The sequence below is a fragment of the Mucilaginibacter sp. P25 genome (assembly GCF_050859465.1).
Lineage (GTDB): Bacteria > Bacteroidota > Bacteroidia > Sphingobacteriales > Sphingobacteriaceae > Mucilaginibacter > Mucilaginibacter gossypii.
Genome location: NZ_CP193937.1, coordinates 5941786 through 5966545 on the forward strand (window position 1 = coordinate 5941786; position 24760 = coordinate 5966545).

The 24760-nt window shown below is 41.5% G+C and carries 25 protein-coding genes and 1 pseudogene; 19 read left to right on the plus strand and 7 right to left on the minus strand.

The features are described from left to right. Positions 1-6 precede the first annotated feature (6 nt). The 3 genes from ACRQ5D_RS29970 (at position 7) to ACRQ5D_RS29980 (ending at position 2366) form a co-directional block, all read left to right on the plus strand. Positions 7-972, plus strand: a complete 966-nt coding sequence (locus tag ACRQ5D_RS29970; protein WP_432327556.1) for a glycosyltransferase family 9 protein — start codon at positions 7-9, stop codon at positions 970-972. A 132-nt stretch (positions 973-1104) separates the two neighbouring features. Continuing rightward, positions 1105-1584, plus strand: coding sequence for an outer membrane beta-barrel protein (locus ACRQ5D_RS29975; RefSeq protein ID WP_432327558.1), 480 nt, complete (start codon positions 1105-1107; stop codon positions 1582-1584). Positions 1585-1889: 305 nt separating this feature from the next. Beyond that, positions 1890-2366: a SixA phosphatase family protein gene (locus ACRQ5D_RS29980; RefSeq protein WP_091162280.1), complete on the plus strand. Its 477-nt coding sequence runs from the start codon at positions 1890-1892 to the stop codon at positions 2364-2366. A gap of 111 nt (positions 2367-2477) precedes the next feature. Here the strand turns inward: ACRQ5D_RS29980 and dprA are convergent, their stop codons facing one another. Together dprA and ACRQ5D_RS29990 are read right to left on the minus strand one after the other, a co-directional pair. Beyond that, positions 2478-3467 (minus strand): DNA-processing protein DprA, encoded by a 990-nt coding sequence (dprA, locus tag ACRQ5D_RS29985; RefSeq protein ID WP_432329911.1) that lies wholly within the window; start codon positions 3465-3467, stop codon positions 2478-2480. Continuing rightward, complete coding sequence (locus ACRQ5D_RS29990; RefSeq protein ID WP_432327560.1) at positions 3434-3574, minus strand: hypothetical protein; 141 nt, start codon at positions 3572-3574, stop codon at positions 3434-3436. Before ACRQ5D_RS29990 ends, dprA begins: the two co-directional genes overlap by 34 nt. A 248-nt stretch (positions 3575-3822) precedes the next feature. Between ACRQ5D_RS29990 and ACRQ5D_RS29995 the strand changes: the two genes are divergently transcribed. The 3 genes from ACRQ5D_RS29995 (at position 3823) to ACRQ5D_RS30005 (ending at position 5965) form a co-directional block, all read left to right on the plus strand. Next, positions 3823-4200 carry a BlaI/MecI/CopY family transcriptional regulator gene (locus ACRQ5D_RS29995; RefSeq protein WP_090526521.1) on the plus strand — a complete coding sequence of 126 codons (378 nt, stop codon included), beginning with the start codon at positions 3823-3825 and terminating at the stop codon, positions 4198-4200. Then, positions 4197-4721 (plus strand): hypothetical protein, encoded by a 525-nt coding sequence (locus tag ACRQ5D_RS30000; protein WP_432327562.1) that lies wholly within the window; start codon positions 4197-4199, stop codon positions 4719-4721. Before ACRQ5D_RS29995 ends, ACRQ5D_RS30000 begins: the two co-directional genes overlap by 4 nt. A 233-nt stretch (positions 4722-4954) precedes the next feature. After that, positions 4955-5965, plus strand: a complete 1011-nt coding sequence (locus tag ACRQ5D_RS30005; protein ID WP_432327563.1) for an energy transducer TonB — start codon at positions 4955-4957, stop codon at positions 5963-5965. 655 nt (positions 5966-6620) lie between these two features. On the opposite strand, the gene rsmG is transcribed toward ACRQ5D_RS30005, so the two are convergent. Genes rsmG through ACRQ5D_RS30020 form a run of 3 tightly spaced genes read right to left on the minus strand, consistent with a single transcriptional unit; the run spans position 6621 to position 8954 of the window. Continuing rightward, the gene (gene rsmG / locus ACRQ5D_RS30010) at positions 6621-7247 is read right to left on the minus strand and encodes a 16S rRNA (guanine(527)-N(7))-methyltransferase RsmG (protein WP_431198636.1); all 627 of its coding nucleotides are present in this window, start codon (positions 7245-7247) and stop codon (positions 6621-6623) included. Next, a complete protein-coding gene (locus ACRQ5D_RS30015; protein ID WP_090526513.1) occupies positions 7237-7842 on the minus strand; it encodes an RNA polymerase sigma factor in 606 nt (201 codons plus the stop codon). Before ACRQ5D_RS30015 ends, rsmG begins: the two co-directional genes overlap by 11 nt. Then, positions 7833-8954: a glycosyltransferase gene (locus ACRQ5D_RS30020; protein ID WP_243770809.1), complete on the minus strand. Its 1122-nt coding sequence runs from the start codon at positions 8952-8954 to the stop codon at positions 7833-7835. The genes ACRQ5D_RS30015 and ACRQ5D_RS30020 overlap by 10 nt, the downstream gene beginning before the upstream one ends. A gap of 223 nt (positions 8955-9177) precedes the next feature. Here ACRQ5D_RS30020 and tgt point away from each other — a divergent pair. The 6 genes and pseudogenes from tgt (at position 9178) to ACRQ5D_RS30050 (ending at position 14550) form a co-directional block, all read left to right on the plus strand. Beyond that, positions 9178-10307, plus strand: a pseudogene (gene tgt, locus ACRQ5D_RS30025) (tRNA guanosine(34) transglycosylase Tgt). A 65-nt stretch (positions 10308-10372) separates the two neighbouring features. Then, positions 10373-11476 carry an LptF/LptG family permease gene (locus tag ACRQ5D_RS30030; RefSeq protein WP_432327566.1) on the plus strand — a complete coding sequence of 368 codons (1104 nt, stop codon included), beginning with the start codon at positions 10373-10375 and terminating at the stop codon, positions 11474-11476. After that, positions 11476-12279 carry a DMT family transporter gene (locus ACRQ5D_RS30035; RefSeq protein ID WP_432327568.1) on the plus strand — a complete coding sequence of 268 codons (804 nt, stop codon included), beginning with the start codon at positions 11476-11478 and terminating at the stop codon, positions 12277-12279. The genes ACRQ5D_RS30030 and ACRQ5D_RS30035 overlap by 1 nt, the downstream gene beginning before the upstream one ends. A 1102-nt stretch (positions 12280-13381) precedes the next feature. Continuing rightward, entirely contained in the window at positions 13382-13660 is a 279-nt protein-coding gene (locus tag ACRQ5D_RS30040; protein WP_176844329.1) for a lipopolysaccharide assembly protein LapA domain-containing protein, read from the plus strand. Between the two features lie 3 nt (positions 13661-13663). Continuing rightward, positions 13664-14185, plus strand: a complete 522-nt coding sequence (locus ACRQ5D_RS30045) for an NAD(P)-dependent oxidoreductase (protein WP_431198640.1) — start codon at positions 13664-13666, stop codon at positions 14183-14185. Beyond that, complete coding sequence (locus ACRQ5D_RS30050; protein ID WP_431198641.1) at positions 14173-14550, plus strand: NAD-binding protein; 378 nt, start codon at positions 14173-14175, stop codon at positions 14548-14550. Before ACRQ5D_RS30045 ends, ACRQ5D_RS30050 begins: the two co-directional genes overlap by 13 nt. 325 nt (positions 14551-14875) lie before the next feature. On the opposite strand, the gene ispE is transcribed toward ACRQ5D_RS30050, so the two are convergent. Next, complete coding sequence (ispE, locus tag ACRQ5D_RS30055) at positions 14876-15676, minus strand: 4-(cytidine 5'-diphospho)-2-C-methyl-D-erythritol kinase (protein ID WP_091162254.1); 801 nt, start codon at positions 15674-15676, stop codon at positions 14876-14878. Between the two features lie 179 nt (positions 15677-15855). Here ispE and ACRQ5D_RS30060 point away from each other — a divergent pair, with 179 nt between their 5' ends. The 7 genes from ACRQ5D_RS30060 to ACRQ5D_RS30090 all read left to right on the plus strand — a co-directional run bounded on the left by ACRQ5D_RS30060 (position 15856) and on the right by ACRQ5D_RS30090 (position 23286). Beyond that, positions 15856-16677, plus strand: coding sequence for a thymidylate synthase (locus ACRQ5D_RS30060; RefSeq protein WP_091162252.1), 822 nt, complete (start codon positions 15856-15858; stop codon positions 16675-16677). Between the two features lie 157 nt (positions 16678-16834). Next, positions 16835-17059 (plus strand): four helix bundle protein, encoded by a 225-nt coding sequence (locus ACRQ5D_RS30065; RefSeq protein WP_218134326.1) that lies wholly within the window; start codon positions 16835-16837, stop codon positions 17057-17059. Between the two features lie 109 nt (positions 17060-17168). Next, positions 17169-17651 carry a dihydrofolate reductase gene (locus tag ACRQ5D_RS30070; RefSeq protein ID WP_091162250.1) on the plus strand — a complete coding sequence of 161 codons (483 nt, stop codon included), beginning with the start codon at positions 17169-17171 and terminating at the stop codon, positions 17649-17651. 116 nt (positions 17652-17767) lie between these two features. Beyond that, a complete protein-coding gene (gene secDF, locus ACRQ5D_RS30075) occupies positions 17768-20758 on the plus strand; it encodes a protein translocase subunit SecDF (protein WP_091162248.1) in 2991 nt (996 codons plus the stop codon). Positions 20759-20994: 236 nt separating this feature from the next. Next, complete coding sequence (locus ACRQ5D_RS30080; protein ID WP_091162246.1) at positions 20995-22308, plus strand: NAD(P)/FAD-dependent oxidoreductase; 1314 nt, start codon at positions 20995-20997, stop codon at positions 22306-22308. A gap of 127 nt (positions 22309-22435) precedes the next feature. After that, entirely contained in the window at positions 22436-22633 is a 198-nt protein-coding gene (locus ACRQ5D_RS30085) for a hypothetical protein (RefSeq protein WP_432327572.1), read from the plus strand. Positions 22634-22653: 20 nt separating this feature from the next. Beyond that, complete coding sequence (locus ACRQ5D_RS30090; RefSeq protein ID WP_432327573.1) at positions 22654-23286, plus strand: hydroxymethylglutaryl-CoA lyase; 633 nt, start codon at positions 22654-22656, stop codon at positions 23284-23286. A 109-nt stretch (positions 23287-23395) separates the two neighbouring features. Here the strand turns inward: ACRQ5D_RS30090 and ACRQ5D_RS30095 are convergent, their stop codons facing one another. Then, positions 23396-24628 (minus strand): ROK family protein, encoded by a 1233-nt coding sequence (locus ACRQ5D_RS30095; RefSeq protein WP_091162242.1) that lies wholly within the window; start codon positions 24626-24628, stop codon positions 23396-23398. Positions 24629-24760: the final 132 nt, after the last annotated feature.

Genomic DNA, 24760 nt, shown 5'->3' on the forward strand with positions numbered 1-24760 from the left:
AACAACATGAAGATACTGGTGATCCGCTTTAGTTCAATGGGTGATATAATTTATACCACGCCTGTTGTACGTTGCCTCAAAAGGCAGGTCGCCAATGCCGAAGTCCATTTTTTAACTAAACCGGCCTTTAAATATATTTATGATAATAACCCTTACGTTGATAAGCTGCTATTATTAAAACCATCTTTAGCAGATACCATCAACGAAATTAAGGCCGAAAAGTATGATCAGATCATTGATCTGCATAACAATCTCCGCACAAGCATTATCAAGCTACGTGCCGGTATTAAAGCATCAACTTATAAAAAACAGCCGCTTTTAAAGTGGCTAAGTTTAAAGTTGAAACGCAACCTGGTAAGTAAAGAGCATTTGGTAGACAGGTATTTAAAAGCTGTTAAGTTTTTAGGTGTGGTTAATGATGATAATCCCATTGACTATTATATTAAAGCTGAACATGATATAACTAAACTACTTCCGCTTAGTCATCAAAATGGTTACGTTGCATTTGTAATAGGAGCAACTCATTTTACCAAGCGGATGCCTAGTTACAAGATCATTAGCATTTGCAGGCAGCTTAATTTACCTGTTTTGCTATTGGGCGGCAATGATGTAAAAGCAAATGGCGATGAAATAGCTGCTGCAGTTGGTACTTCAGTTTATAATGCCTGCGGAATAACATCACTTGATGAATCGGTTTTTCTGGTATCGCGCGCAAAAAATGTAATTGGTTTTGATACAGGTCTCACACATATTGCCGAAGCGTTTAATGTGCCCATAGCCTCGGTTTGGGGTGGCACCACGCCCGATCTGCTGGGGGTTTGGCCTTATAAAGTAAAAGAAACACTGATTGCCGGTATTGAACTATCCTGCCGTCCCTGCTCCAAATTCGGACTTGAAAAATGCCCGCTCGGACACTTTAAATGTATGAACGATATGCCAGAAGCTGATATTGTAGATTTCTCCAATCGCTAATTACAAGTATAAAACCTTGCCTAAGTTATACTTACAAATGCACAATTGATAATATTTCACAAAAAGCACCAGATATGTTTTAATCTTAGTGTATTTATATAATTTTGTGCATTAACTTAAAATCCTTTCACGATGAAAAAAACATTACTAAGCCTGTGCCTTTTAATGGCATCTTTCGCAGCCTTTGCACAATTACCTACCGTTGGTTTTAAAGGAGGTGTAAACTTCGCAACGTTACATGCTACAGTTGACGGGGTTAGCGGCTCCGGCAATTCGGGCAGCTTAACCACATTCAACGTAGGCGCTTTTGTCGATTTTAAATTTGGCAATGTATCATTACAACCAGCCTTAAACTTTACCGGTAAAGGCGGATCATCAAGTGTTTCTTTTGATGGCGAAGCAAACTCTGGCGGCAAAGTAAAACTCTATTACCTGCAAGTTCCGGTAAATGTTGTGTACCACGTGCCTGCGGTAGTCGGTGACTTTTACCTTGGTGCCGGCCCTTACCTTGGTATGGGTGTTTCCGGCAAAGCAAAAGACAACAGCGGCAATTCTGAAGACATTAAATTTGGCAGTGGCCAGGACGAAATCAAAAGAACCGACGCGGTTTAAATGCTATTGTTGGTTTTAAATTCAAAACCGGTTTCCTGATCAATGCTAATTATGATTGGGGCCTTACCAACATCACCAACGTTGATGGCATCAAACTTACAAACCGTGTTTTCGGTATTTCAGTTGGTTACGCGTTTTAATTAACCTGGTGAAAAATTGATGTAGGCTTTGCCTGTCTTTTATTATAAGGAGAAGCAACAGCTTCTCCTTATTTATTTAGTATTATTGGAAACTTATTACAAATGTCTCACGTTATAATCACAAAACCGTAACATTATAAACCGATCGGTCAGCCGTTTAAAATCATGAAAAAGTTATTATTAATACGCCACGCAAAAGCTACCCATGAAAGCGGTTATGTTGATTTTGACCGGCCTTTAAAACAATCAGGTATGCAGGATGCGGTTTTAATGGCCACCCTTTTAAAAGGACAATTACAAATTCCTCAAATTATTATAACCAGTCCGGCACTTCGTACCAAAACTACTGCCGAAATTTTTGCCAACCAGTTTAAATTACCGGCTCCCGGGGAAGACAAAAGAATTTACGAAGCCAGCGAAAACTCCTGGGTTAAAGTGATTAATGGCCTGCCCAATGAATATGATTATATAGGCGTAGTTGGGCATAACCCTGGCGTAAGCCAAATACTATATTACCTCACCAGCCAGTTAAAAGAGATGCCTACGTGTGCTGTAGCTATCATTACTTTTGAAAACGATACATGGCAATCTATCAGCGAAGAGGATGGGAAACTGGTACACTTTGATTCACCGAAGGGGTAGCGGAGAAGCCCGAAAGTCAGAGAAGTCAGTAAGTAAACATTATTTAGGGCGTAAAAGTCTCCCATCTTTCGAACTTCCTTTACATTCGGACTTTCCAACTCCTTACAAATCTTAATTTGCACGATACATTTTCCCAGGAAGCGAACTGATATATCCCTGCATCTCCATAGTAAGCAAATTCATAGCGAGTTGGCTCATAGGCATATTAGCCCGCAGGGTTAAATCATCAATAGCAACGGGCGTATTGTTTTGCCGTAATATATCCATGATCAGCCGTTCATCGTCCGATAGATCAAACGGCAGCATAAATTGCTCAACAGGTTTACTTACATCATTCTTTTCCCAACCTAAACTATAAGCCAGATCAGCAGGGCAGGTTAGCAGGCTCGCTTTATTATTGCGAATCAGGAAGTTACATCCTTCAGAAAATTCATCACCTAATCTGCCCGGAAAAGCAAAAACATCCCGGTTATAGGAGTTGGCAATTTCGGCCGTGATGAGCGCACCTCCTTTTATACTGGCTTCAATTACCACGGTTGCATCGGCAATACCGGCAACTATCCGGTTTCGTTGCGGAAAGTTTTCCCTGTCGGGATTAGTGCCTGAAGGGTATTCGGATAATAAGCCGCCGTTTTCGAGCATTTTATCAGCGGTACCCCTATTTTGAGCAGGATAAAGCCTGTCGAGCCCATGGCCAAGTACACCGATGGTTGGCACATTTAGCTTTACACATTCTTTATGTGCCGCTACATCAATGCCATGCGCCAAACCACTTACTATTAATACATTATATTGCTGTAACTCCTCAACTAACTGGCGGCATAATTGCCTGCCATAATCGGTCGCATTACGGGTGCCCACTATACTAATAATGTGTGGCGGGTTAAGATCCATTTTACCCTTTGCATAAAGTAGCACCGGTGAATCGTGGCAGTTTTTCAAGCGTTTAGGATAACGGGTATCGGTGTAAAAAACAACGTCGATGTTATGCTCTTCTATAAACTTCAGCTCCCTTTCGGCTTGCCTTAAAGCATCGTCAAAATCCCATTTTACAGCGCGCTTCTCACCTATTCCCGGATCCTGGTCATCTTTTCGGGCGATGCGTTAAACACTTCTTCCACGCTGCCAAGATACGCGATCAGTGACTTAGCCGCTACCGGCCCGAGGTTTTTAACAAAAGATAAAGCTACTTTATGGAGTAATGACATTGGGTTTAGACATGCAGATTAGAGCCTTGCAAATTATGAATATTCGGGCGATTTGCAAGCAGGACCTGTTATTTGCAATGCAATAAATAAAGTCTGGATATCATACTCACCCCTAAAACATATACCTTTCGTTATTTAATTTGCACATCTGCACAGCCCTAATCTGCACATCTATTAAAAAACTACAAAAATAGTTTGCAAACTATAAAAATAGTTCTACCTTTATCTAACTATAAAAATAGTTTGCTATGCATATCAAAGAACTAACCAAAGCCGAAGAGCAGGTAATGCAGATCCTTTGGCAACTGAAAGAAGCTATTGTTAAAGATATTATTGAAGAAATGCCTGAGCCTAAACCCGCTTACAACACGGTGTCGACTGTGGTAAGGGTATTGGAAGGCAAAGGCTTTATCGACCATAAGGCCTATGGTAACTCGCATGTTTACTTCCCGCTCATCAGCGACGCGGAGTACAAAAAATTCACTTTTGATAAGATGATGAAAAACTATTTCAGCAATTCATATCAAAGTTTGGTATCCTTTATTGTGGATGAAAAGAACATCAGCGTAAAAGAACTGGACGAACTAACATCATTAATTGATAAACTTAAAAGCAAACAACAATGAACTGGCTATATTATTTGCTTGAAGCAAACTTGTACCTATGCGTATTTTATGCAGGGTACTGCCTGTTTTTAAATAAGGAAACACACTATACCTTAAACCGTATATACCTGTTATTGAGCTGTGTGGTTTCATTTGTATTACCCGTTGTACAAATTGGCTGGCTAAAACCGGTTGAAACTGTAACCAAAACAATCGTTATCATTCCTCAAACGGCTTACCAAACAACAGTGCAAAAACTTACCGTGCGGCAAACATTAACCTTTAACGATATTTGGGTTTACGCCTATATACTTGGTATAATAGTACTTACCACAGTACTATTTATCAGGCTTTATCAATTGGTCAAATTAACAAAGGCCACCAAAACCCTGGTTGATGGTAAGTATAAACTCATCAATATAGAGGGATCAAACACCGCCTTTTCCTTCTTTAACTACCTTTTTATTGGCACAAAAACCCAGGCTAATAATATCATTATCAGGCACGAGCTGGTTCACATCTCGTCAAAAACACTCAGTTGATATTGTTTTTCTGGAGCTGATCAAGATCATTAATTGGTTTAATCCGCTGGTTTATTTATTGCAAATCAGCCTGAAAACCATCCATGAATATATAGCCGACGAGCAAACTGCCGCGCAGGAAAGTGATGCCTTTAGCTATCTCGTCGTTTTTGGTAAGCAATGCTTATGGGTTAAACGGCTCGCCCCTGGCGCATTCATTTTTCAATTATAACTTATTAAAAAAGAGGATAATTATGTTAAACCAAAAACGTTCGGGGAAATTAGCCAGGCTAAAATACCTCGTGGCCGTACCCATATGCGCCGGCCTGCTTTGTGCATCAACCCTGGTATTCAGTAAAACTTATGGTTTTTTCGATCTGATGCCCCAACAGGAAATTGTTAATAAAAAGCTGGCCAATACGCATATAGCCCCCGCCGACACTGTAAAAGTAGACCCAGTCCGAATAAAAAAAGCAGATGTTACTTCCAAAGGTTTTAAATACGAAGAAACCGGTTACCTTGTTAATAAAAAAACCGATTTCAGGGTAATTATTACCGAAAAGAACGGCGAGCAAAAAGAATACTATAAAAGCAAAGCTACCCCGGAAGAGCTGGCTACACTGAAAACTAAATACGGCTATACATTTCCTAAAATGTTAATTTATCCAAAGCTTCCACCACCTCCGCCTGCTCCACCCGCAAACAGCAAAAAACCAAAAGTTATTGATGTAAAGCTGCCACCTCCGCCACCGCCTGCAAATCCGGAAAAGATAAAGAAAGCACCTAAAGTGGTAGAGGTGACACCGGTTACCCCGGCAGCACCGGCAGGTCCTGTACCAGCAGTTACAGAGCGCGTTCCGCCGCCACCGCCACCTGCCGATCCATTTCAGAACCTGTATTCGTATGTTGCAAAACACGTTCGCTATCCTTCAAGGGCACGCTTAAACCATATTTCGGGAAGAGTGATCCTCACCTTCAGTATCGATAACGGGAAAATAAACAATGTAAACATTATCAGAGGTGTTGACCAGGAAATTGACAATGAGGTGCAGCGGGTAGTGAATGATTTTGATGGCAACCTTAGTGTAAAATCAGGTTACTATAATATACCTGTAACTCTATCATTGGTAGATGCCCAGGATAAAAAATACGCTTATACCCCTGCAAAACTATATGCTCAGGCAAATACATCCGCCGCTAAACTTTCAACTACTCTTCGCGAAGTTGTTGTTTTAGGCTATGACCCCCTGACTGACAATAAGTAAATAAAAAGGCTTTTAACAAGCTTTTCTAATTGCCGACCGGCCTAAAACCGTCCCGGCAATTTTCTGCGTAAACCCCTCTGTTCTCTTTAACCGCCCTGTTTTACAAATAGCTAAATAATTTCTTTTAGTATCCAAAAATTTGTAACTTAGATATATCCCATCGGGACAATTTCTTTTAAAATATATCTAAAACAAAGCAAACACATTAAATACCGCTTTGTTTAATAAGTACCAATTATACTTCCTGGACCTTACCGTTAGCCTGATTTTGTTCATTTTTAAACCTCATAATATGAAAAAGTTTGGGATCATTTTAGCAATAGTAGGCATTGTGATGCTTATTGCAGGTAATTTTTTTATAAGCATACCATCAATGCGGTAGATAGCTCTGGCAGTTCAATTATCACTACCGGCTTAAATGGCGGATGGACATTTAAACTGCCTGTTTTTGCCGGCGGTGCGTTATTTTTCCTGGGGTTTGTTTTTTGGGCAGCATCACGCACCGACAACCAGCATCATGATCATTTGATATAGAAGTTAAACCGCATTTTATAAATGATTTCTCGCAAAGACGCGAAGGCGTAAAGTGATTTACTTTAACGCAGTAGCGTCTTTATGTGCATATTTATAATCAGAACGGTGGATTACAAATAGATTATCCCTTCACGTATATCACCTGTTTTGTTTCGAAAAACTCCTCTTTAAAGTAATCTTTCAGATGATATTGGGTAACTTTTAAGCCCGATTCTTTGATCTCCTTCTCCAAATCGCCGCCCTTTAAATACAGGATACCGTTGGGTAATTTGTTATTCGATTGCTTGTTGAATTTACCTTTTACCCATGGATAAAAATCCTTTAATTGGGTAACAGCGCGTGATACTACAAAGTCAAATTTATCCGCAATTTGTTCGGCCCGCAGGTGTGATGCTTTCACATTTCTGAGGCCTAAGGCTACAGCTACTTCCGTAACAACCTTGATTTTTTTGCCTATCGAATCAACCAAATGAAATTGTGTTTCGGGGAATAAAATAGCCAGTGGGATACCAGGAAAGCCCCCACCGGTACCCACATCAAGCACATTTTCGCCCGGTAAAAAAGCAATTACTTTGGCAATCCCAAGCGAGTGGAGCACGTGACGTTCAAATAAAAGATCAATATCTTTGCGGGAAATTACGTTGATCTGGCTGTTCCAGTGTTCATATAAAGCAGGCAATTTTTCAAATTGCTCACGCTGTTCGGCACTTAAATCAGGAAAATATTGTAGAATTATTTCAGATGTCATCCCTGTTAAAACGGTTAATAATATTGCCAAGCAGGTACCTTGCCCTAAATAATTGCGCCTTTACCGTCCCTAAAGGGAGGTCGAGTTGCTGAGCTATTTCTTCGTACGAAAGCTCATCAAAATAGCGTAAGGTAATCAGGTTACGGTAACGCGTCGGGAGGCTTTCAATTAATGATCTTAGCTCCTGAGTTTGTTGTTTTTTGATAGATGTTTCTTCGGGGTTAAGGCTGTCAGCCTTAATTTGCAGCGGTTTTTCATCCCCTTCGTCGTCCATCATGCCGTGAATTGACATGGTACTTAGTTTCTTTTTGCGGATAAAATCGATGCAATTGTTAGTTGCTACCCTGAAAAGCCAGGTGCTAAAAGCAAAATCAGGCTGGTATTTTTCAAGTTTTTCAAATGCCTTGGCAAACGTTTCAACCGTTAGGTCCATTGCATCTTCTTTGTTGTTTACCATCTTAAGCACCATGAAATAAATCGAATCTTTATAACGGTGCATCAAATCGGCATAGGCTTTTTGATCTCCCTGCCTGGCCTTCACTACCAGGTGAAAATCATTCTTTGCGTTCTCGGTAAAGTTGGCGTTTATTTCCATTGAGTAGTTTTTAAAAAGGTACCGATCAATCCAAAAACATTTAAATATGTATAATATAATAGGTCAAAAAAGGGGAGATACCACCAAAGGTCTTTGCCATTAAGTTTTTTAAATATACGATTATAAATGGCCATTTGTAATATCAACCTAAAAACGTACAAACCTAATGCCAGTAACGGCTCATATCTCAAAATAAGGAATAATATCAATAAAATATAGAATATAAACCCGCTAACTGCATCAAAACTAAGCATACGCCTGTGCTGGTTTTTATACAGTTTCCCTACCCCCATGTGTCGCTTTTTTTGTTTAAACCATGATTTAAAAGTGGTTTTAGCCTCTGTAAACATAAATGATTCGGGACTCAGTTCAACCACTGTGTTATCAGGAGTAGCATGCTGGTTAACAAACAGGTCATCATCGCCTGATATTACGTGCATGTGCGAAGCAAAACCTTTTGCACTAAAAAATAACGTTTTTGTATAGGCAAGGTTGCGGCCAATACCCATATAGGGGTCGCCGGTTAACGCGCCCGACAGGTAACTGGTTGCTGTTTTTATGGTTTCAAAGCGGGTAAAAGCATTAATAAAACCACCTTTTTTATAATAAGGAGAGTATCCCAAAACTATTTGCACCCCGCTTGCAAAATTGGCTGCCATACGGCTTATCCAGTTTTCGGAAGCTGGCTTACAATCAGCATCGGTAAATAAAAGGTGTTCATTTTTTGATGCCTTGATGCCTAAAGTAAGGGCAAACTTTTTACCGGTTTTAAAGCGGTCATGCTCGGTAATGGTAACAACTTTAAGGTGGGCGTATTTTTTTTGCATGGTTTCAAGCACCTCGTCGGAAGTATCAAAAGAGCAATCGTTGATAACAACCACCTCAAAATCAGGATAGTTTTGTTCCAGTATCGATGGGAGATTTTCCTCTAAGTTACGGGCTTCGTTGCGGGCGCTGATAATAACAGAAATGGGGATTAAGACTCTGGGCGGCGGCCCTTCGGCGGGTTTATGGCCTGCAAGGCGGGTATGCCTGCTTACCAGGTAATATAGCTGAACTATAAAACAAAGCTGAAAAAGAATAAAAAGCGCGTCGTGTAAGTACGTTTCCAAACAAAAAAAATAATGAGGCAAATTTGTTAAAAATCAATGAAATTAAGGCTCAATATCAGCGTTAATTTGAAGTTTAATGTACTCTTATTTAATCTCCCTTAAAATAAAATTACTTTAATTAACATGGTTTTAATATTCAGCACGTTTATAAATAGCTTTTATCCTGCCGCCGTTTTGGAGAGGACGGGCATGAGGGTTTTTTTGCTAATTTTGCAACCCTAAAATGAAATTTAACTTAACAGCACAAGACCCGCTTTCAAAGGCCCGAGCCGGCGAGATCACTACCGACCACGGTACCATACAAACCCCTATTTTTATGCCCGTAGGCACTGCCGGCACTGTAAAGGCGGTACACCAGCACGAGCTTAAACAGGATATTTCGGCGCAAATTATATTGGGCAACACCTATCATCTATATCTGCGTCCTGGTTTAAATACACTTGAAAGCGTCGGAGGACTACATAAATTTAATGGATGGGACGGTCCCATCTTAACCGATAGCGGCGGCTACCAGGTATATTCATTAACCGAAGTACGCAAAATAAAAGAGGAAGGGGTAACGTTCCGCTCGCATATTGACGGATCAAAACATTTGTTTACTCCCGAAAATGTAATGGACATTCAGCGCATAATCGGCGCCGATATTATCATGGCGTTTGATGAGTGTACCCCCTATCCCTGCGATTACAACTACGCAAAACGATCGATAGAAATGACCCACCGCTGGCTGAAACGTTGCTGCGACAGATTTGACAGCACCGGGCCAAAATATGGCTACAGTCAAACACTTTTCCCAATTGTACAAGGTTCGGTATATAAAGATCTGCGCGTACGATCGGCCGAAGTAATAGCCTCATATGAGCGTGAAGGTAATGCCATAGGCGGCCTTTCGGTCGGTGAACCGGCCGAGGAAATGTATGCCATGACCGAAATTGTATGCAATATATTACCGCAGCAAAAACCGCGTTACTTAATGGGGGTAGGTACGCCTGTAAACATTTTGGAAAACATAGCTCTGGGTATTGACATGTTTGATTGCGTTATGCCAACCAGGAACGCGCGCAATGGCATGCTTTTCACCAAAAACGGCATCATCAACATCAAAAATGAGAAATGGAAAAACGACTTTTCGGCCATTGAGGATGACAGCGATCTGTTTGCCGACAGGGATTACAGTAAAGCTTATTTACGTCATTTGATCCACTCTGGCGAGATGTTAGGCGCTCAAATTGCCACCTTGCACAACCTCCATTTTTATCTATGGCTGGTTAAAGAGGCGCGAAAAAAATCATTGCGGGTGAGTTTTACGATTGGAAAAGCATGATGGTAAAGCGCCTTGGACAGCGTTTATAATAACTCATAAAATCAAAAGAAATCTCCAGGAAAAACATGGAAATTAACAATCAAACAACCGACAGATGAAAGCTTTTTTTCATAGATATTTAAAGATCATCGACAGGTTTATTATTGGCAAATACCTGGGCACTTTTATATTTACTATGGGTATTTTCATGGTGATATCTGTAGTGTTTGACGTATCAGAAAAGCTCGATAACTTTCTGAATAAACACGCCAGTTTGCACGATATCGTCTTTAGATATTACGCGGGTTTTATTCCGTTTTATTTGAATATGTTATCGCCGCTGATCAACTTTTTGGCGGTAATTTTCTTTACAGCCAAGATGGCAAACCAAACAGAAATCGTTCCGATACTGAGCGGCCGGGCAAGTTTTAATCGATTTTTAAGACCTTATGTAATCGCTTCATCAATCATATTTGTGGTGTCTTTTTTTGCAAATGTATACCTCATTCCGTTTACAAACCGCTTAAAAATCGACTTTGAAAATGCGAATGGCATGATGGACAATGACCCGACTAAGGTGGAGGTACACATGCAAATTGACAAACATACTTTTGTTTATCTTGCCAATTACGATCCCACAACTCATTTAGGTTACAATTTTATAATGGAGAAATTTAATGGTGATACGTTGCGTGAAAAACTGATTGCCGAACAAATTCAATACGATTCTTTAAAACGGATCTGGTCGCTTAAACAATACAGTGTTAAATATGTAAACGGAATGAAAGAACAATTCATTACAAGCAACACACCAAAAGACACTGTTTTGGATATGCACCCGAGCGATTTTATTGTATATGATAACGTATACCAGGCCATGTCTTTAAGCGACCTGAACAAGAATATTGACAAGGAAAAACTGCGCCGCCCGGAATATTTAAAGGCCATTTATTTTGAAAAATATCACCGTTTTGTATACCCTTTATCAGCCTTTGTACTTACTTTAATCGGTGTTTCCATATCGTCGAGAAAGGTACGCGGAGGTGTTGGATTACCCCTGGGGATAGGTATTCTATTATGCTTCGCTTATATTATATTAGAACGGTTTGCGCTTGTATTTTCGGTAAAAGGGGGCATGACACCTTTAATAGCGGTATTCATTCCTAACATCGTTTTTGGCATTTTAGGTTACTATCTGCTTTTAAAAGCACCCAAATAATGACGCAAAACACCCCTTCATCCCCAAATAAGAACCTAATTATTCTCCATTTTACAGTTTTTGTATGGGGATTTACCGGAATTTTGGGCGCCCTGATCACCATTTCGGCCGTACAATTGGTGTGGTTTAGGGTACTTATTGCCTTTTCATCGTTATTTTTGTATTTCAAATTCAACAAAACTGATTTTAAGGTTGACAGAAAAACCCTTGTAAAATTGGTACTCACTGGCGCGATTGTGGGCGGGCATTGGATCCTTTTTTTCGCTGCCATCAAACTTTCTACCGTCGCTGTCACCTTGGTTTGCCTGTCATCCATCACACTTTTCACGGCAATATTTGAACCCCTGATCAATAAAAAAAGCATTTCAAAACTTGAAATTTTAGCCGGTCTTTTAATCATCACCGGCATTATTTTAATTTTTAAATTTGAAAGCAGATACACTAAGGGCATCACAACCGGGCTTGCAAGCGCCGTTTGTGCAAGCCTTTTCTCTATCATTAATTCGCGCCAGGTGCAAAAAGTACAGGCATCAGTCATTGCATTTTATGAGCTGTCAGGGGCCTTTGTATGGATCTCGATATACCTGTTTATAACCTCCGGCTACACCCGTGCCATGCTGTTAAAGCCTGCAGATATCGGTTACCTGGTGCTGCTTGGCACCGTATGCACATCGCTTGCTTACGTGGCCGGGGTATCTGTAATGCGTGAGCTTTCCGCCTTTCGGGTAGCACTCGTCACCAACCTTGAGCCGGTGTATGGTATCATCCTGTCGTTTATTTTTTTGGTGATCTTAATAAAATGACGCTTGGATTTTGGGGCGGGGCCATCCTTATTTTGTCTACAATTTTTTTATACCCCGTAGCCCGAAAGCAAATTTCACGGCATAAAAGCATGTCCTAATTCTTAGCTTCCTCATTTGCTTGCCTCATACAGATACTTGTACGGCCGTACTTCTGCCTGTTATTAAACAGCGATTCAACAACTCCAATCAGCCTTAGTTTTCACATCCTCCACTCCAAAATAGGAGCGAAATATCAGCGTCCGCTTTGGCTATTTTTAGCCCCTCAGAGCGATTTAAATTTTTCAAGGCATTCTGGGCTCAACTAACATCTCAGCGCAAAACAGCGGCAAAATCCAATTTTAACTTAGTGTATTAAGTTCCAATATAAAAATTGGATCGGCAAACTATACAATTTAAATTTAAGTCATTTTACATCAATTAATAAATTTGAACTAACTATTTATATTATAAAAATATAAATTTAAAAATCAGATATTTATATAATTTATATAAACAAATAATCAAACAAAAGCAATGCAAATAAAATCACAAAAAACTAAAGAAATTAGCATTTAAAAAACAACAAGAAAAAAATCATCATATAAATTTATAAATCAAATAATTAATACATCTTATTTAGTGTAAAACTTTCCAATTCGGCACGAACAAAGCCCACGTCAGAAAGTGTAGTGAAGTAATGATTCAGGAATAAAAAAATCGCGGCACCTCTCCTGCTTGTATACAAAATCAGTTTTCGAACGGATTTTTTTCACTCTCGCAGGATTCTCGCAAAGAAATTTTGGGCGAAAGAAATCCTCGCAATATCAAATTCCAGGGGTATTAAAAGTTCTGATTTTAGCCTTTGAAAAATATGGGCAAAATTTCACTGCGGTTATTGTCACCTCATTTTTGAAAGGGCAATTATCAACCGGGCAAAATCTGGGCGATTTAAAATTGAAGAGCTACCAGAGGTGGACACAGCCAATAAAATATGAACCTAAAAATGCAGACACATCTCCGCACTATTTCGCGATCAAATTCCATGACCTCGATTTACATGAGATCAATTTTTATTAAACATTTAAAAAGCGGATATTGTATTACTCTAAAACCAACATCCATCATGAGCATTAAAACAATAGTCATTGTAGCCATCGCAGTTTTGCTTACCATCGTACTAATGCAAAATACCGACGAGGTTTACTTCAAATTTTTGTTCGCCACTTTCAGGGTATCCAAACTAATGATGATGCTGGTAGTTGCGGTAACAGGTTTTATATTGGGCTTGATCGTGGCATGGCCTAAAAAACAAAAGTTCGATATTGAAGGCTATCATGACGCCATGCACAAAAAAGACGGCACCGATACACTAAGTGACGAAGACAGGGAATACATCAGCTAAAATATGAAAACAAAGATTGGATTTATAGGGCTTGGCAACATGGGTGCCAGCATGGCCAAAAACCTCATTGACTCAGGGTACCATTTGCAGGTTTACAACCGCACACTTTCAAAGGTAGACGAGCTTGGCACCGACAGTGTAACAAAATGCCAGAGTCCTGCTGAAGCTGCGGCAAATGTGCCATTTTTGATCACCATGGTATCAGATGACGAGGTGCTGCGAGAATCGGCTGTAGGCGACGGCGGAATTTTAAAAACGCTACAGCCAAATGCTGTACACATATCCATGAGCACTATTTCACCTGGAACTTCTGAAGAATTGGCCAGGTTACATGAACAGTCAGGAAATCGCTACCTCGCTTCTCCTGTATTCGGAAGGCCCGAAGCAGCCGCTGCACGTAAGCTTTGGATTTGCGTTTCGGGTGATGAACAAACTAAAACTGATGCCCGTCCTATACTTGATTTACTTGGCCAGGAAGTGATTGATTTTGGCCCCTCGGCGGGGGTGCAAATGTGGTTAAAATAGCAGGCAATTTTATGATCATGGCATCCATGGAAATGATGGCCGAGGCATTCACCCTTGCCGAAAAAAACGGACTAAGCAGAATGCAGGTAGCCGACTTTTTCAGCTCGACGCTTTTCAACGCTCCAATTTTCCAGAGCTACGGCAAGGCCCTTGCCGGCAAGCAATATCAACCGGTAGGCTTCAAATCAAAATTGGGTTATAAAGATGCGCGCCTCGCATTTAAATTATCGCAGACAAGCGAGATGCCCATGCCTATTGCAAACGCCGTACACAGCCGTTTACTAACCGCTATTGCCAAAGGCTGGGGCGAGAACGACTGGGTGGAAGGGATAGGGCGAGGCGTGAGTGAAGACGCGGGCATTTGATTTCGGATTTCGGATGTTTGATTTCGGAATTTGTAAGTAGGATTTTGGAATCGGATATTTCTTTTAAATAAAATGCCGGATGGTCTATCGACTGATAAAATGATCGATAAATCATCCGGCATTTACATGCAGCAGGATAAGTAAGTTTGGTAGCAGAATTGCTTTATATCACAACGTCATTGCGAGGTACGAAGCAATCCCAAACTATACAGGGACGACCTGCCAATCGGGGATTGCTTCGTACCTCGCAATGACGATTTTATTTTGCTTCGGGACAGCTTCCCGAATCCTACCAAATCCGAAATCAAACATCCGAAATCCGACATCACAAATAGAACACCTGGTTCTCCTCTTCCAAAAATTTCAAATCGGGAGTTTCAGCAAAAATACCGAACACAGATGCTCCGGTTCCGCTCATGCTTGAGTATATGGCCCCTGCCTCATAAAGGGCCGCTTTGATGCCTCTGATTTCCGCATGATTTTTAAACACGGTTTGTTCAAAATCATTTTTGATAAGCTTCTTCCAGTCGGCTATTGGTTCGTTGATCAAATCAAACAGCGAATCTTTTACCGGAGTTGGTTTTATGCCTCTGAAAGCCTCCCCTGTTGATACATGAACAGGAGGCATCACCAACACTATTTTGTATGCCGATAGATCAAGTTTAATGCTCTCAAATTCGTCTCCGCGCTCAAAGGCGAACACGGGCTTGTTCTCGATGAAGAAGGCGCAGTCGGCACCAAGGCGACGGGCGTAATCAGTCATCTCGTCAACAGATAAACCGAGCTTAAATTTGTCGTTCATCAGCCGGATAAAAAACGCCGCGTCAGATGAACCGCCGCCCAGTCCCGCGCCTATGGGGATATGCTTATGCAGGTGAATGCTTACCGGCGGCAGGTCATAATCCTGCTTAAGCATATGGTAGCCTTTAACGCAAAGATTATCCTCCATCAACCCGGGAATTTCCAGGCCGGTTGAGGTGAAGCTGAGCTTGTCGCTTTTCACCACTTCAAGGGCGTCTTTAATATCGATAGGATAAAAAATGGTTTCGAGATTATGATAACCATCCGGCCGGCGTTCGGTAATATTAAGGCCGATGTTTATTTTTGCATTCGGAAATAAAATCATACAAAGTAATTAACACGTGATGTATTTGCCAACATCAGTAGGAAACCAAAGGTAGATTATTTTTCTTTGCCCTTTAAATTTGGTCATCGAGTCATTTAGTCATTAAGTCATTGTTTTTTTCAAAGCCTTGCCTAAGTATGCCTATCTGATTGATCACCTTAATCTAACTATACAAAAAAATGAAACAGTATCTTGATCTGATGAGGCATGTGATGGAAACCGGAGCGCAAAAGCATGACAGAACCGGCACCGGTACAGTAAGTGTGTTTGGCTACCAGATGCGTTTCAATCTCAAGGATGGTTTCCCGATGGTAACCACCAAAAAACTGCACCTCAAATCTATCATCCATGAGCTCATCTGGTTTTTGAGCGGCGACAGCAATATCCGCTACCTGAAAGAAAATGGCGTAAAAATATGGGACGAGTGGGCCGACGAAAATGGCGACCTTGGCCCCGTGTACGGCAAACAATGGCGCTCATGGCCTACACCGGATGGCGGCCATATCGACCAGATCAAACAGGTGGTGAACCAGCTTAAAAACAATCCCGACTCGCGCCGTATCATCGTGTCAGCCTGGAACGTTGCCGAGGTTAACCAGATGGCCTTGCCGCCATGCCATAGTTTGTTCCAGTTTTACGTAGCTCCGCCCGATATTTCAAAAGGCGAGACTAAAGGAAAGTTATCATGCCAGTTGTATCAGAGAAGTGCAGATATATTCTTAGGAGTTCCGTTCAACATAGCTTCCTATGCGTTGCTCACCATGATGATGGCACAAGTCTGTAACCTTGACCTTGGTGACTTTATACACACTTTTGGTGATGCACACCTGTACAACAACCACATGGACCAGGCCCGGCTGCAGCTAAGCCGCGATCCTCGCCCCCTGCCAACCATGAAAATCAATCTGGAGGTAAGAGATATCTTCTCATTCAAGTTTGAAGATTTCACTTTGGAGAATTATGATCCCTGGCCGCATATTAAAGCGGAAGTGGCGGTGTAACTTAGTCATTGGCTTCGCGTCATTTGGTCATTGAGTCATTTTTTGATTGTCCTGCTTTTAGCTGTCCTAATCTTATCATGAGTAATAGAATTGAAGAACTCGAGGTATACAATCTTTCGGAAGCATTTGCTGATAGGGTTTGGTTTATGGTGGCCAAGTGGGAATATTTTGCCAAGGATACTTTGGGCAAGCAAATCGTTCGTCCGATTCAATAGGCGCAAACATTGCTGAGGGCTTTGGACGATTTCATTACAAGGAAAATAAAAAATTCTGTTATTTTGGCAGAGGCTCAGTGATTGAAACTAAGGGTTGGCTAAAGAAAGCAAACACAAGAAGCCTGATCAGCGACGAGGATTATCAAACATTACTCAAAGAGTTATAAACAATTCACATAAAACTAAACATCTACATCAAACTCATTGGAAATAGCAATCTATAATTGCAAGTCAAAAAAATGACTCAATGACCAATGACTTAATGACCTGCAAGAAATGATACTATCCATCATCGTAGCCATAGCCAAAAACCACGCTATCGGTAAAGACAATAAATTACTCTGGTATTTGCCTAACGATCTAAAACATTTTAAAGATGTTACTACGGGGCATACCGTGATCATGGGACGTAAAACTTTTAATTCGGTTGGTAAGCCATTGCCTAGGCGCCGCAACATTGTTATTACCCGGCAAGCCATCAGTATCGATGGTTGCGAGGTGGTGCCAACCATTGAAGCGGCTATTGAGCTTTGCAAAACCGAGGATGAAGTTTTTATTGTTGGCGGGGCCGAGATCTACCGGCAGGCTATCCCGCTTACAAACCGCATATATCTCACCATTGTTGACCAGGATTTTGAGGGGGATACATTCTTCCCGGAGTTAAATCCTGATGAGTGGCAGGAAAAAGATCGTGAAGATTTTGAGCCCGACGAAAAAAACAAGTATAAATATTCGTTTATCACACTTGAGCGTCGCTAACATTCTTTGTCATGATTTTGTTTTAATTTAAAATTTTGTGCTTACGAAATTTTATTAGATTTGCTGCCTTATTGAAAAAAAGCTTATAAACTAATTTATTACATATTACAAATTCGATGCAAGGCAAAGGGGTTATTAAATTTTTCGCCATACTACTGGCAGTGGTGTGCTTATACCAGCTATCATTTACGTGGGTGGCCCATAAGGTTAGGGAGGATGCCAAAGTATACTCAAAGGGAGATCCTGAGAAAGAAAAAGCTTATTTGGATTCTATTTCCAATCAACCGGTTTATCCGCTATTAAAACATGATTACGCTTATGTATTGCAAAGGGAAATTGCATTAGGCCTTGACCTTAAGGGTGGCATGAACGTTACCATGCAGATCCAGCTTGATGAGCTGGTTAGGAAAATTGCCAACAACAATCCTGATGCTACTTTTAACCAGGCTTTGGCTAACGCCGATAAATTGCAGGCAAATGCTCAAACCAACCAAAAAGATTACATCGCTTTATTTGTAAGCGAGTACGAAAAGCTAAACCCCAATGGTAAACTTGCCGCTATCTTTTCAACAAAAGATAACCAGGACCACCTGAAGTTCAACGCTTCAAATAGTGAGGTTAAAACTTATCTTGAGGATTTGGCTTCAACTGCGGTTAAACAATCATTTACTGTTTTGAACACCCGTATCAACCAGTTTGGTGTAACCCAACCAAACATCCAGTTGCAACAAGGCTCAAACAGGATTTTAGTTGAGTTGCCAGGCGTTAAAGAACCAGAGCGTGTTCGTAAATTGCTTTCGGGTTCTGCGAAACTGGAGTTTTACGAAACTTTTGATAATGCTGAGGCATATCAATACCTGATCAATATTGACAACCTGCTTGCTGCAAAAAGCAAAACTGCCAAAGCGGACACAGGTAAATCAGCGAAAGCTGATACCACTGCTAAACTTGCAGCCGGAAAAGCTGATACAGCTAAAGGTGGTTCATTGTTAAGCAAGGTTCAGAAAAATGCCGCTAAAAACGATACTTCAGCTGCTTCATTAAGCAAAACAAAATTAGCTGCACAACACCCGTTGTTTGCAGTAATGTCATTAAACGTTGGCCAGGGTGCAAACGGCCAGCAGCAATTAGGCCAGGGCCCTGTTGTTGGTTATGCTCCGCTTCAGGATACTGCTAAAGTAAATTCATACCTGCACAGTGCAGATGTTTTAGCAGTTATTCCACGTAACATCAAATTTTTGTGGGAAGTAAAACCTATTAAAAACACCAAAACTTTCGCGTTATACGCTATCAAACTTACAGGTGCCGAAAATGGCCCGGTATTATCTGGCGACGTAATTAACGACGCCCGTGCTGATAACGACCAGAAAGGCAGCCCTGAGGTTGTGATGATCATGAACTCAGAAGGTGCTCAAAAATGGCGTGCCGTTACGGCCGAAGCATCATCAGGCACCAACAAAAAAGCTATCGCCATCGTTTTAGATGATAACGTATACTCTGCTCCTACCGTACAAAACGAAATTTCGGGCGGTGTATCATCAATCTCCGGTAACTTTACCATTGATGATACGCGCGACTTAGCCAACGTATTAAAAGCAGGCCGTTTGCCGGCTCCTGCTCACATCGTGTCTGAGTCAATTGTAGGTCCGTCATTAGGCGAGCAGGCTATCTCTGCAGGCATAACTTCAAGTGTCTTAGGCTTAGTTGTGGTATTGATCTTCATGATCGCTTACTATAACCGTGCAGGTACTGTAGCGGTAGTTGCAGTAATCATCAATATCTTCTTCCTGATGGGTGTACTGACCAGTTTAGGCGCGGTATTAACTGTGCCAGGTGTTGCAGGTATCGTATTAACCCTCGGTATCGCGGTAGATGCCAACGTACTGGTTTATGAACGTGTGCGTGAAGAGCTTGGCCTTGGCAAATCATTAAGGGTTGCTGTTGCCGATGGGTTCAAACATGCTTTGCCTTCAATCCTCGATTCACAGATCAGTACCTTCCTTACCGGCTTGATCCTGTTTGTATTTGGTTCAGGTCCTATTCAGGGCTTTGCAACTACATTGATGATTGGTATCGCTACTTCATTGTTCTGTTCATTGCTGATCTCAAGGGTTATATTTGAGTGGATGCTTGACAAAGGCATGGATATCAAATTCTCTAACCCTTGGAGCTCACATACCTTTAAAAATGCAAACTTCGCGTTCGTAAAAAACCGCGGCAAGTTCTACATTTTCTCAGGCTTATTCATTGCAGCAGGTTTGATATCTATCTTCACCCGCGGCTTTACCTACGGTGTGGATTTTGAAGGCGGCCGTAACTATATTGTTAGCTTCCCTAACAAAAACGTTACTACCGAGCAGATCCACGATGCTATCGACGCCACTTTAGGTCGCAGTACCGAGGTTAAAACCATGGGTACCGATAAATTCAGTATCACTACCAACTATCTGTTCAATGATAACTCAACAGCTGCCGATGCCAAGGTAAGGGCAACCCTTGTTAGCACATTAGCTGCTAAAGCTGAAACTAAAATTACCGACAGCAACATTTTAGGTGGTTCAAAAGTAAGTGCTACTATTGCCGATGAGTTAAAAACATCAGCTATTTACACCGTATTGTTCGCCATCTTTGTGATTTCGGCTTACATCCTGATCCGTTTCCGTAAATGGCAGTTCAGCTTGGGAGCGATGATCGCGACTGCTCACGATGCCTTATTGGTATTGTCGTTTTTCTCATTGTTCAATGGCTTCCTTCCGTTTTCACTGGATATTGACCAGGCGTTTATTGCGGCTATATTAACGGTTATTGGTTATTCAATTAACGACACCGTGGTAGTATTTGACAGGATCCGTGAATTCCTTGATCACTCTAACAAAAACGAAAAACCAGAAGAGGTTATCAACAGGGCCATCAACAGTACATTAAGCCGTACAATTATCACAGCATTAACCGTGGTATTCGTATTGTTGGTATTATTCATCTTTGGTGGCGACGTGATCAAAGGCTTCTCATTTGCGTTATTGATCGGTGTTCTTTTCGGTACATACTCGTCGATCTGTGTGGCAACACCAGTAATCGTTGACTTTGGAAAGAAAGACCTTAAATAAGAAAAAGGATAAATTGTTAAAAGGCTCCAAAGTAATTTGGGGCCTTTTTTGTTATCATCTATTGCTATTAAAAAAAACAAAACAACCGACAGATGGTGTTGCATATCGTAATCAATGAAGTATAATTGCACTGTATTTCAATACAAATCGGCATTGGCGGCACGGTGATTGTGCTACTTTCATATGCGGGCAGTATTGCCTGTAAAAGAATAGATTTTAAATATCAACCTGCATAAATGAACACATCAAATAATTCAAAATTTCCACTTGTAGTGATCGTAGGCGGCGGCTTCGGCGGCCTGCAGGTAGCAAAACAACTAAAGGACAAACCTGTAGACGTTTTGATGCTGGATAAGCACAACTACCATACTTTTCAGCCCCTCTTATACCAGGTTGCTATGGGTAGCCTCGAGTCGGAGTCGATAGCTTTCTCATTAAGGAAAAATTTTGCGAGCCAAAAGAATTTCCGCTTCAGGATAGCGGAAGTAACCAGGGTGGATGCGGAAAATAACATACTCGAAACCACTATAGGCAATTTAGCTTATGATTACCTGGTGATAGCAACAGGCTCAACGACCAACTTTTTTGGGAATAAAGACATCGAGCATTATGCTATGCCGATGAAGTCGATCCCTGAGGCGTTGAACCTCCGGTATTCTATTTTGCAGAACATTGAAGAGGCCCTGCTTAAAGTAGGCAAGGCCGAGCGCGATCCCTACCTTACTTTTGTACTGGTAGGCGCTGGCCCAACGGGTGTTGAGCTTGCAGGCTCACTGGCCGAACTCCGTAACCACGTTTTAACAAAAGATTACCCGGAACTTAAAAAGGAGGACATGAAGGTGTACCTGGTCGATTTTTTACCGAAAGTACTTGGCCCCTTCTCCGACCAGGCATCCAACGCGGCCCGCACCTTCCTGACCAATATGGGTGTTGAAGTGCTAACCGGCGTAAAGGTGGAAAGCTACAACGGCGAGGAAATCAAATTTGAAGGCGGTAAAAGCATTCGCACCAAAAATGTGATATGGAGTGCCGGGGTTATGGGTGTTGTGCCCGAGGGCTTTGATAAAGAGGTTATTGAACGTGGAAATAGAATAAAAGTGGATAGCATAGGCCGCGTTGCCGGCTTTAACAACGTATTCGCAATTGGCGACGTTGCAGCCATGATCACCGATGAAACCCCTAAGGGACACCCCGGCGTAGCGCAGGTAGCCATACAAATGGGCCAGCACGTGGCTAAAAATATCATTCATATCATTAACGGCGAACAAACCTCACCGTTTAAGTATAACGATAAAGGCTCATTGGCAACTATTGGCCGCAATAAGGCGGTGGCCGATTTGGGCAAAGTAAAATTCCAGGGATTTTTTGCATGGCTTGTATGGATGTTTGTGCACCTGATATCGCTTTTAGGCGGCCGTAATAAGGTGATTGTATTCATTAACTGGGTATCGAGCTATGTAACCTATAATGGCGGTACAAGGCTTATTATCCGCAAATTTGAGCGCGAAGGCTTAACTGAGGATCAGCATTTGCCTAATACGGTTGATTAGCTTAAGTCCGGAGTCTAAAGTCTCGGGTTCTAAGGCTTAAGTCAAAAGTTTTAAGTTGGAAGTTTAGCGTTTTGTAAACTAAATTGATGACTTTTGACTTAAGACTTAAAACCTAAGATTTCCAAAAATGAGCATCAAAATAACCGAATGTCCCCGCGATGCCATGCAGGGCATTCATGATTTTATTCCTACCGATATAAAGGCGGAATACATTAACCTGCTTTTACAGGTGGGTTTTGATACGATAGATTTTGGCAGCTTTGTATCACCCAAGGCTATCCCCCAGTTACAGGACACGGCGGAGGTATTAAAAAACTCGATCTGAGTAATACTCGCTCAAAGCTATTGGCTATTATAGCCAACTATCGCGGGGCAGAAGACGCGGCTAAACATGAAGAGATCACTTACCTTGGTTATCCATTTTCCATATCCGAAACATTTCAGCTTAGAAATACAAACTCAACCATTGAGCAGGCTTTTGAAACCGTACAGCGGATAAATGAATTGAGCCATAAAAACGGCAAGCAATTGTTAGTTTATCTTTCCATGGGTTTTGGAAACCCTTACGGTGATGAATGGAATACCGGCATCATTGAACACTGGGCAGAAAAAATGACAGCAGAAGGAATAAAAAACATCGCTCTTGCGGATACCGTAGGTATTGCGGATGCAGAACAGATCAGTGGCATTTACCCCAACCTTTGCCGTTTATTCACCAATACCGAGTTTGGCATTCACCTGCATTCCACTCCTGATACATGGCAGCCAAAAATAGCCGCAGCCTACCAAAGCGGTTGCAAGCGTTTCGATACTGCAATAAAAGGCTACGGAGGCTGCCCAATGGCCAAAGACGATCTCACAGGCAACATTGCCACCGAAAACCTGATAGGTTATCTTAAAATACAAAATGAGCCCACAGGGCTTAATATGGATAAATTTAAAGAAGCGATGGATTACTCGGGAAGGGTGTTTGCCTGAGCATAATTTACAGAACTTAAGAAGTTACAGAATTGAAGCTTGCATACCAGGGCAAAGAAATTAATTCTGCTAATTTAAAAATTCTGTAAATTCTGATTCAGACCATTCTTTATGCCGCGGCGTGCTTAGTTGCTTTAGCTGCTTTATTTTTCACCACTCTGTCAAAGTTTTCCATTACCAACACAGCCGCACCAATTAACTCAGCATCAAATCCAAGTTCAGATACTAATAGTTCGGTACCGCCTGCCAGGCGCGGGATACAGTACTTGTGAAGGGCTTGTTGTATCGGGGCCATCAGTATCTTGGCAACTTTAGCCCCGCGACCACTTAATACAATGATGGCGGGGTTCATAATATGGATAAGAATGGCCAGGGCCTTCCCTATTTTATAACCCGCATCCGATAATAGTTCAATCGCAAACTGATCGCCATTATTGGCGGCTTCTATCAAGGCATCACCCATTAGTTTGGAGTGATCTTCCTCATTATATTTTAAGCTGGTTACACGGCCTTTTTTGATACCTGCTATGGCTTTTTGAGCAACTACCAATAATGATGCTTCGGCTTCCAGGCAGCCACGTTTACCACATTCGCAAAGGGAACCATCTTCCGATAGCGGGATATGGCTTAGCTCGCCTGCAAAACCGTTGTGACCGCGGAACAGTTTTCCATTTACGATCATCCCCAGGCCAATACCCCAGCCCAGGTTTATTACCATAACTTCCTGCTGAGATTTGGCTATACCGAATTTTTGTTCGGCAAGTGCTATAAGGCTCGAGTCATTATCGATATAAGTGGCGATGCCTGTTTTGGAAGTAAGGTAAGCAGTTAAGCTTTGTCCGCCGGCGTCAAGGTAAGTGTAATTGATACCTTCGGTAATATTGATGAAGCCGGGCATACCGATGCCTATTCCGGCAATCTTATCTTTAGGGACCCCACTGTTTGCTATGTAGTTATTAATCTGCTCAACCAGCGTCGGCAATGCCTCGGGGTTATTGAGTAGTTTAAGCTCAAAGGTAAGCATATCGGCAACCGGATTATTCAGCAGATCAAACATCTGGATACGGGCGGTGAGCTGATCGAGCGCGATAGCTAAAATATGCATAGCGCTTGACTTTACCGAATACATTAACGGGCGACGGCCGCCGCTCGAAGGGGCATACCCCTGTTCAACCACAAAACCCTCGTGCATTAACTCGTTTATAGCTTTGGCTATAGACGGGATACTTTTATCAAATAACTCACTTAATCCTGCACACGACATGGCCTTATTAAAATAAAGCCTTTTAATGATCATATTTTTTAACTGGCTGCCCTTTACCCCTTTATTCGTAAGTTCCATCAACAATTATTATAGTTTGGTTTATAACAGGCAACACCTTAGTGTTCTGAATTTTATAAAATTAAAAATAAAGTTATTAACTACAACTGTAAATATTACAGTATTAAACCTGTTGTAAGTACATGGACACTA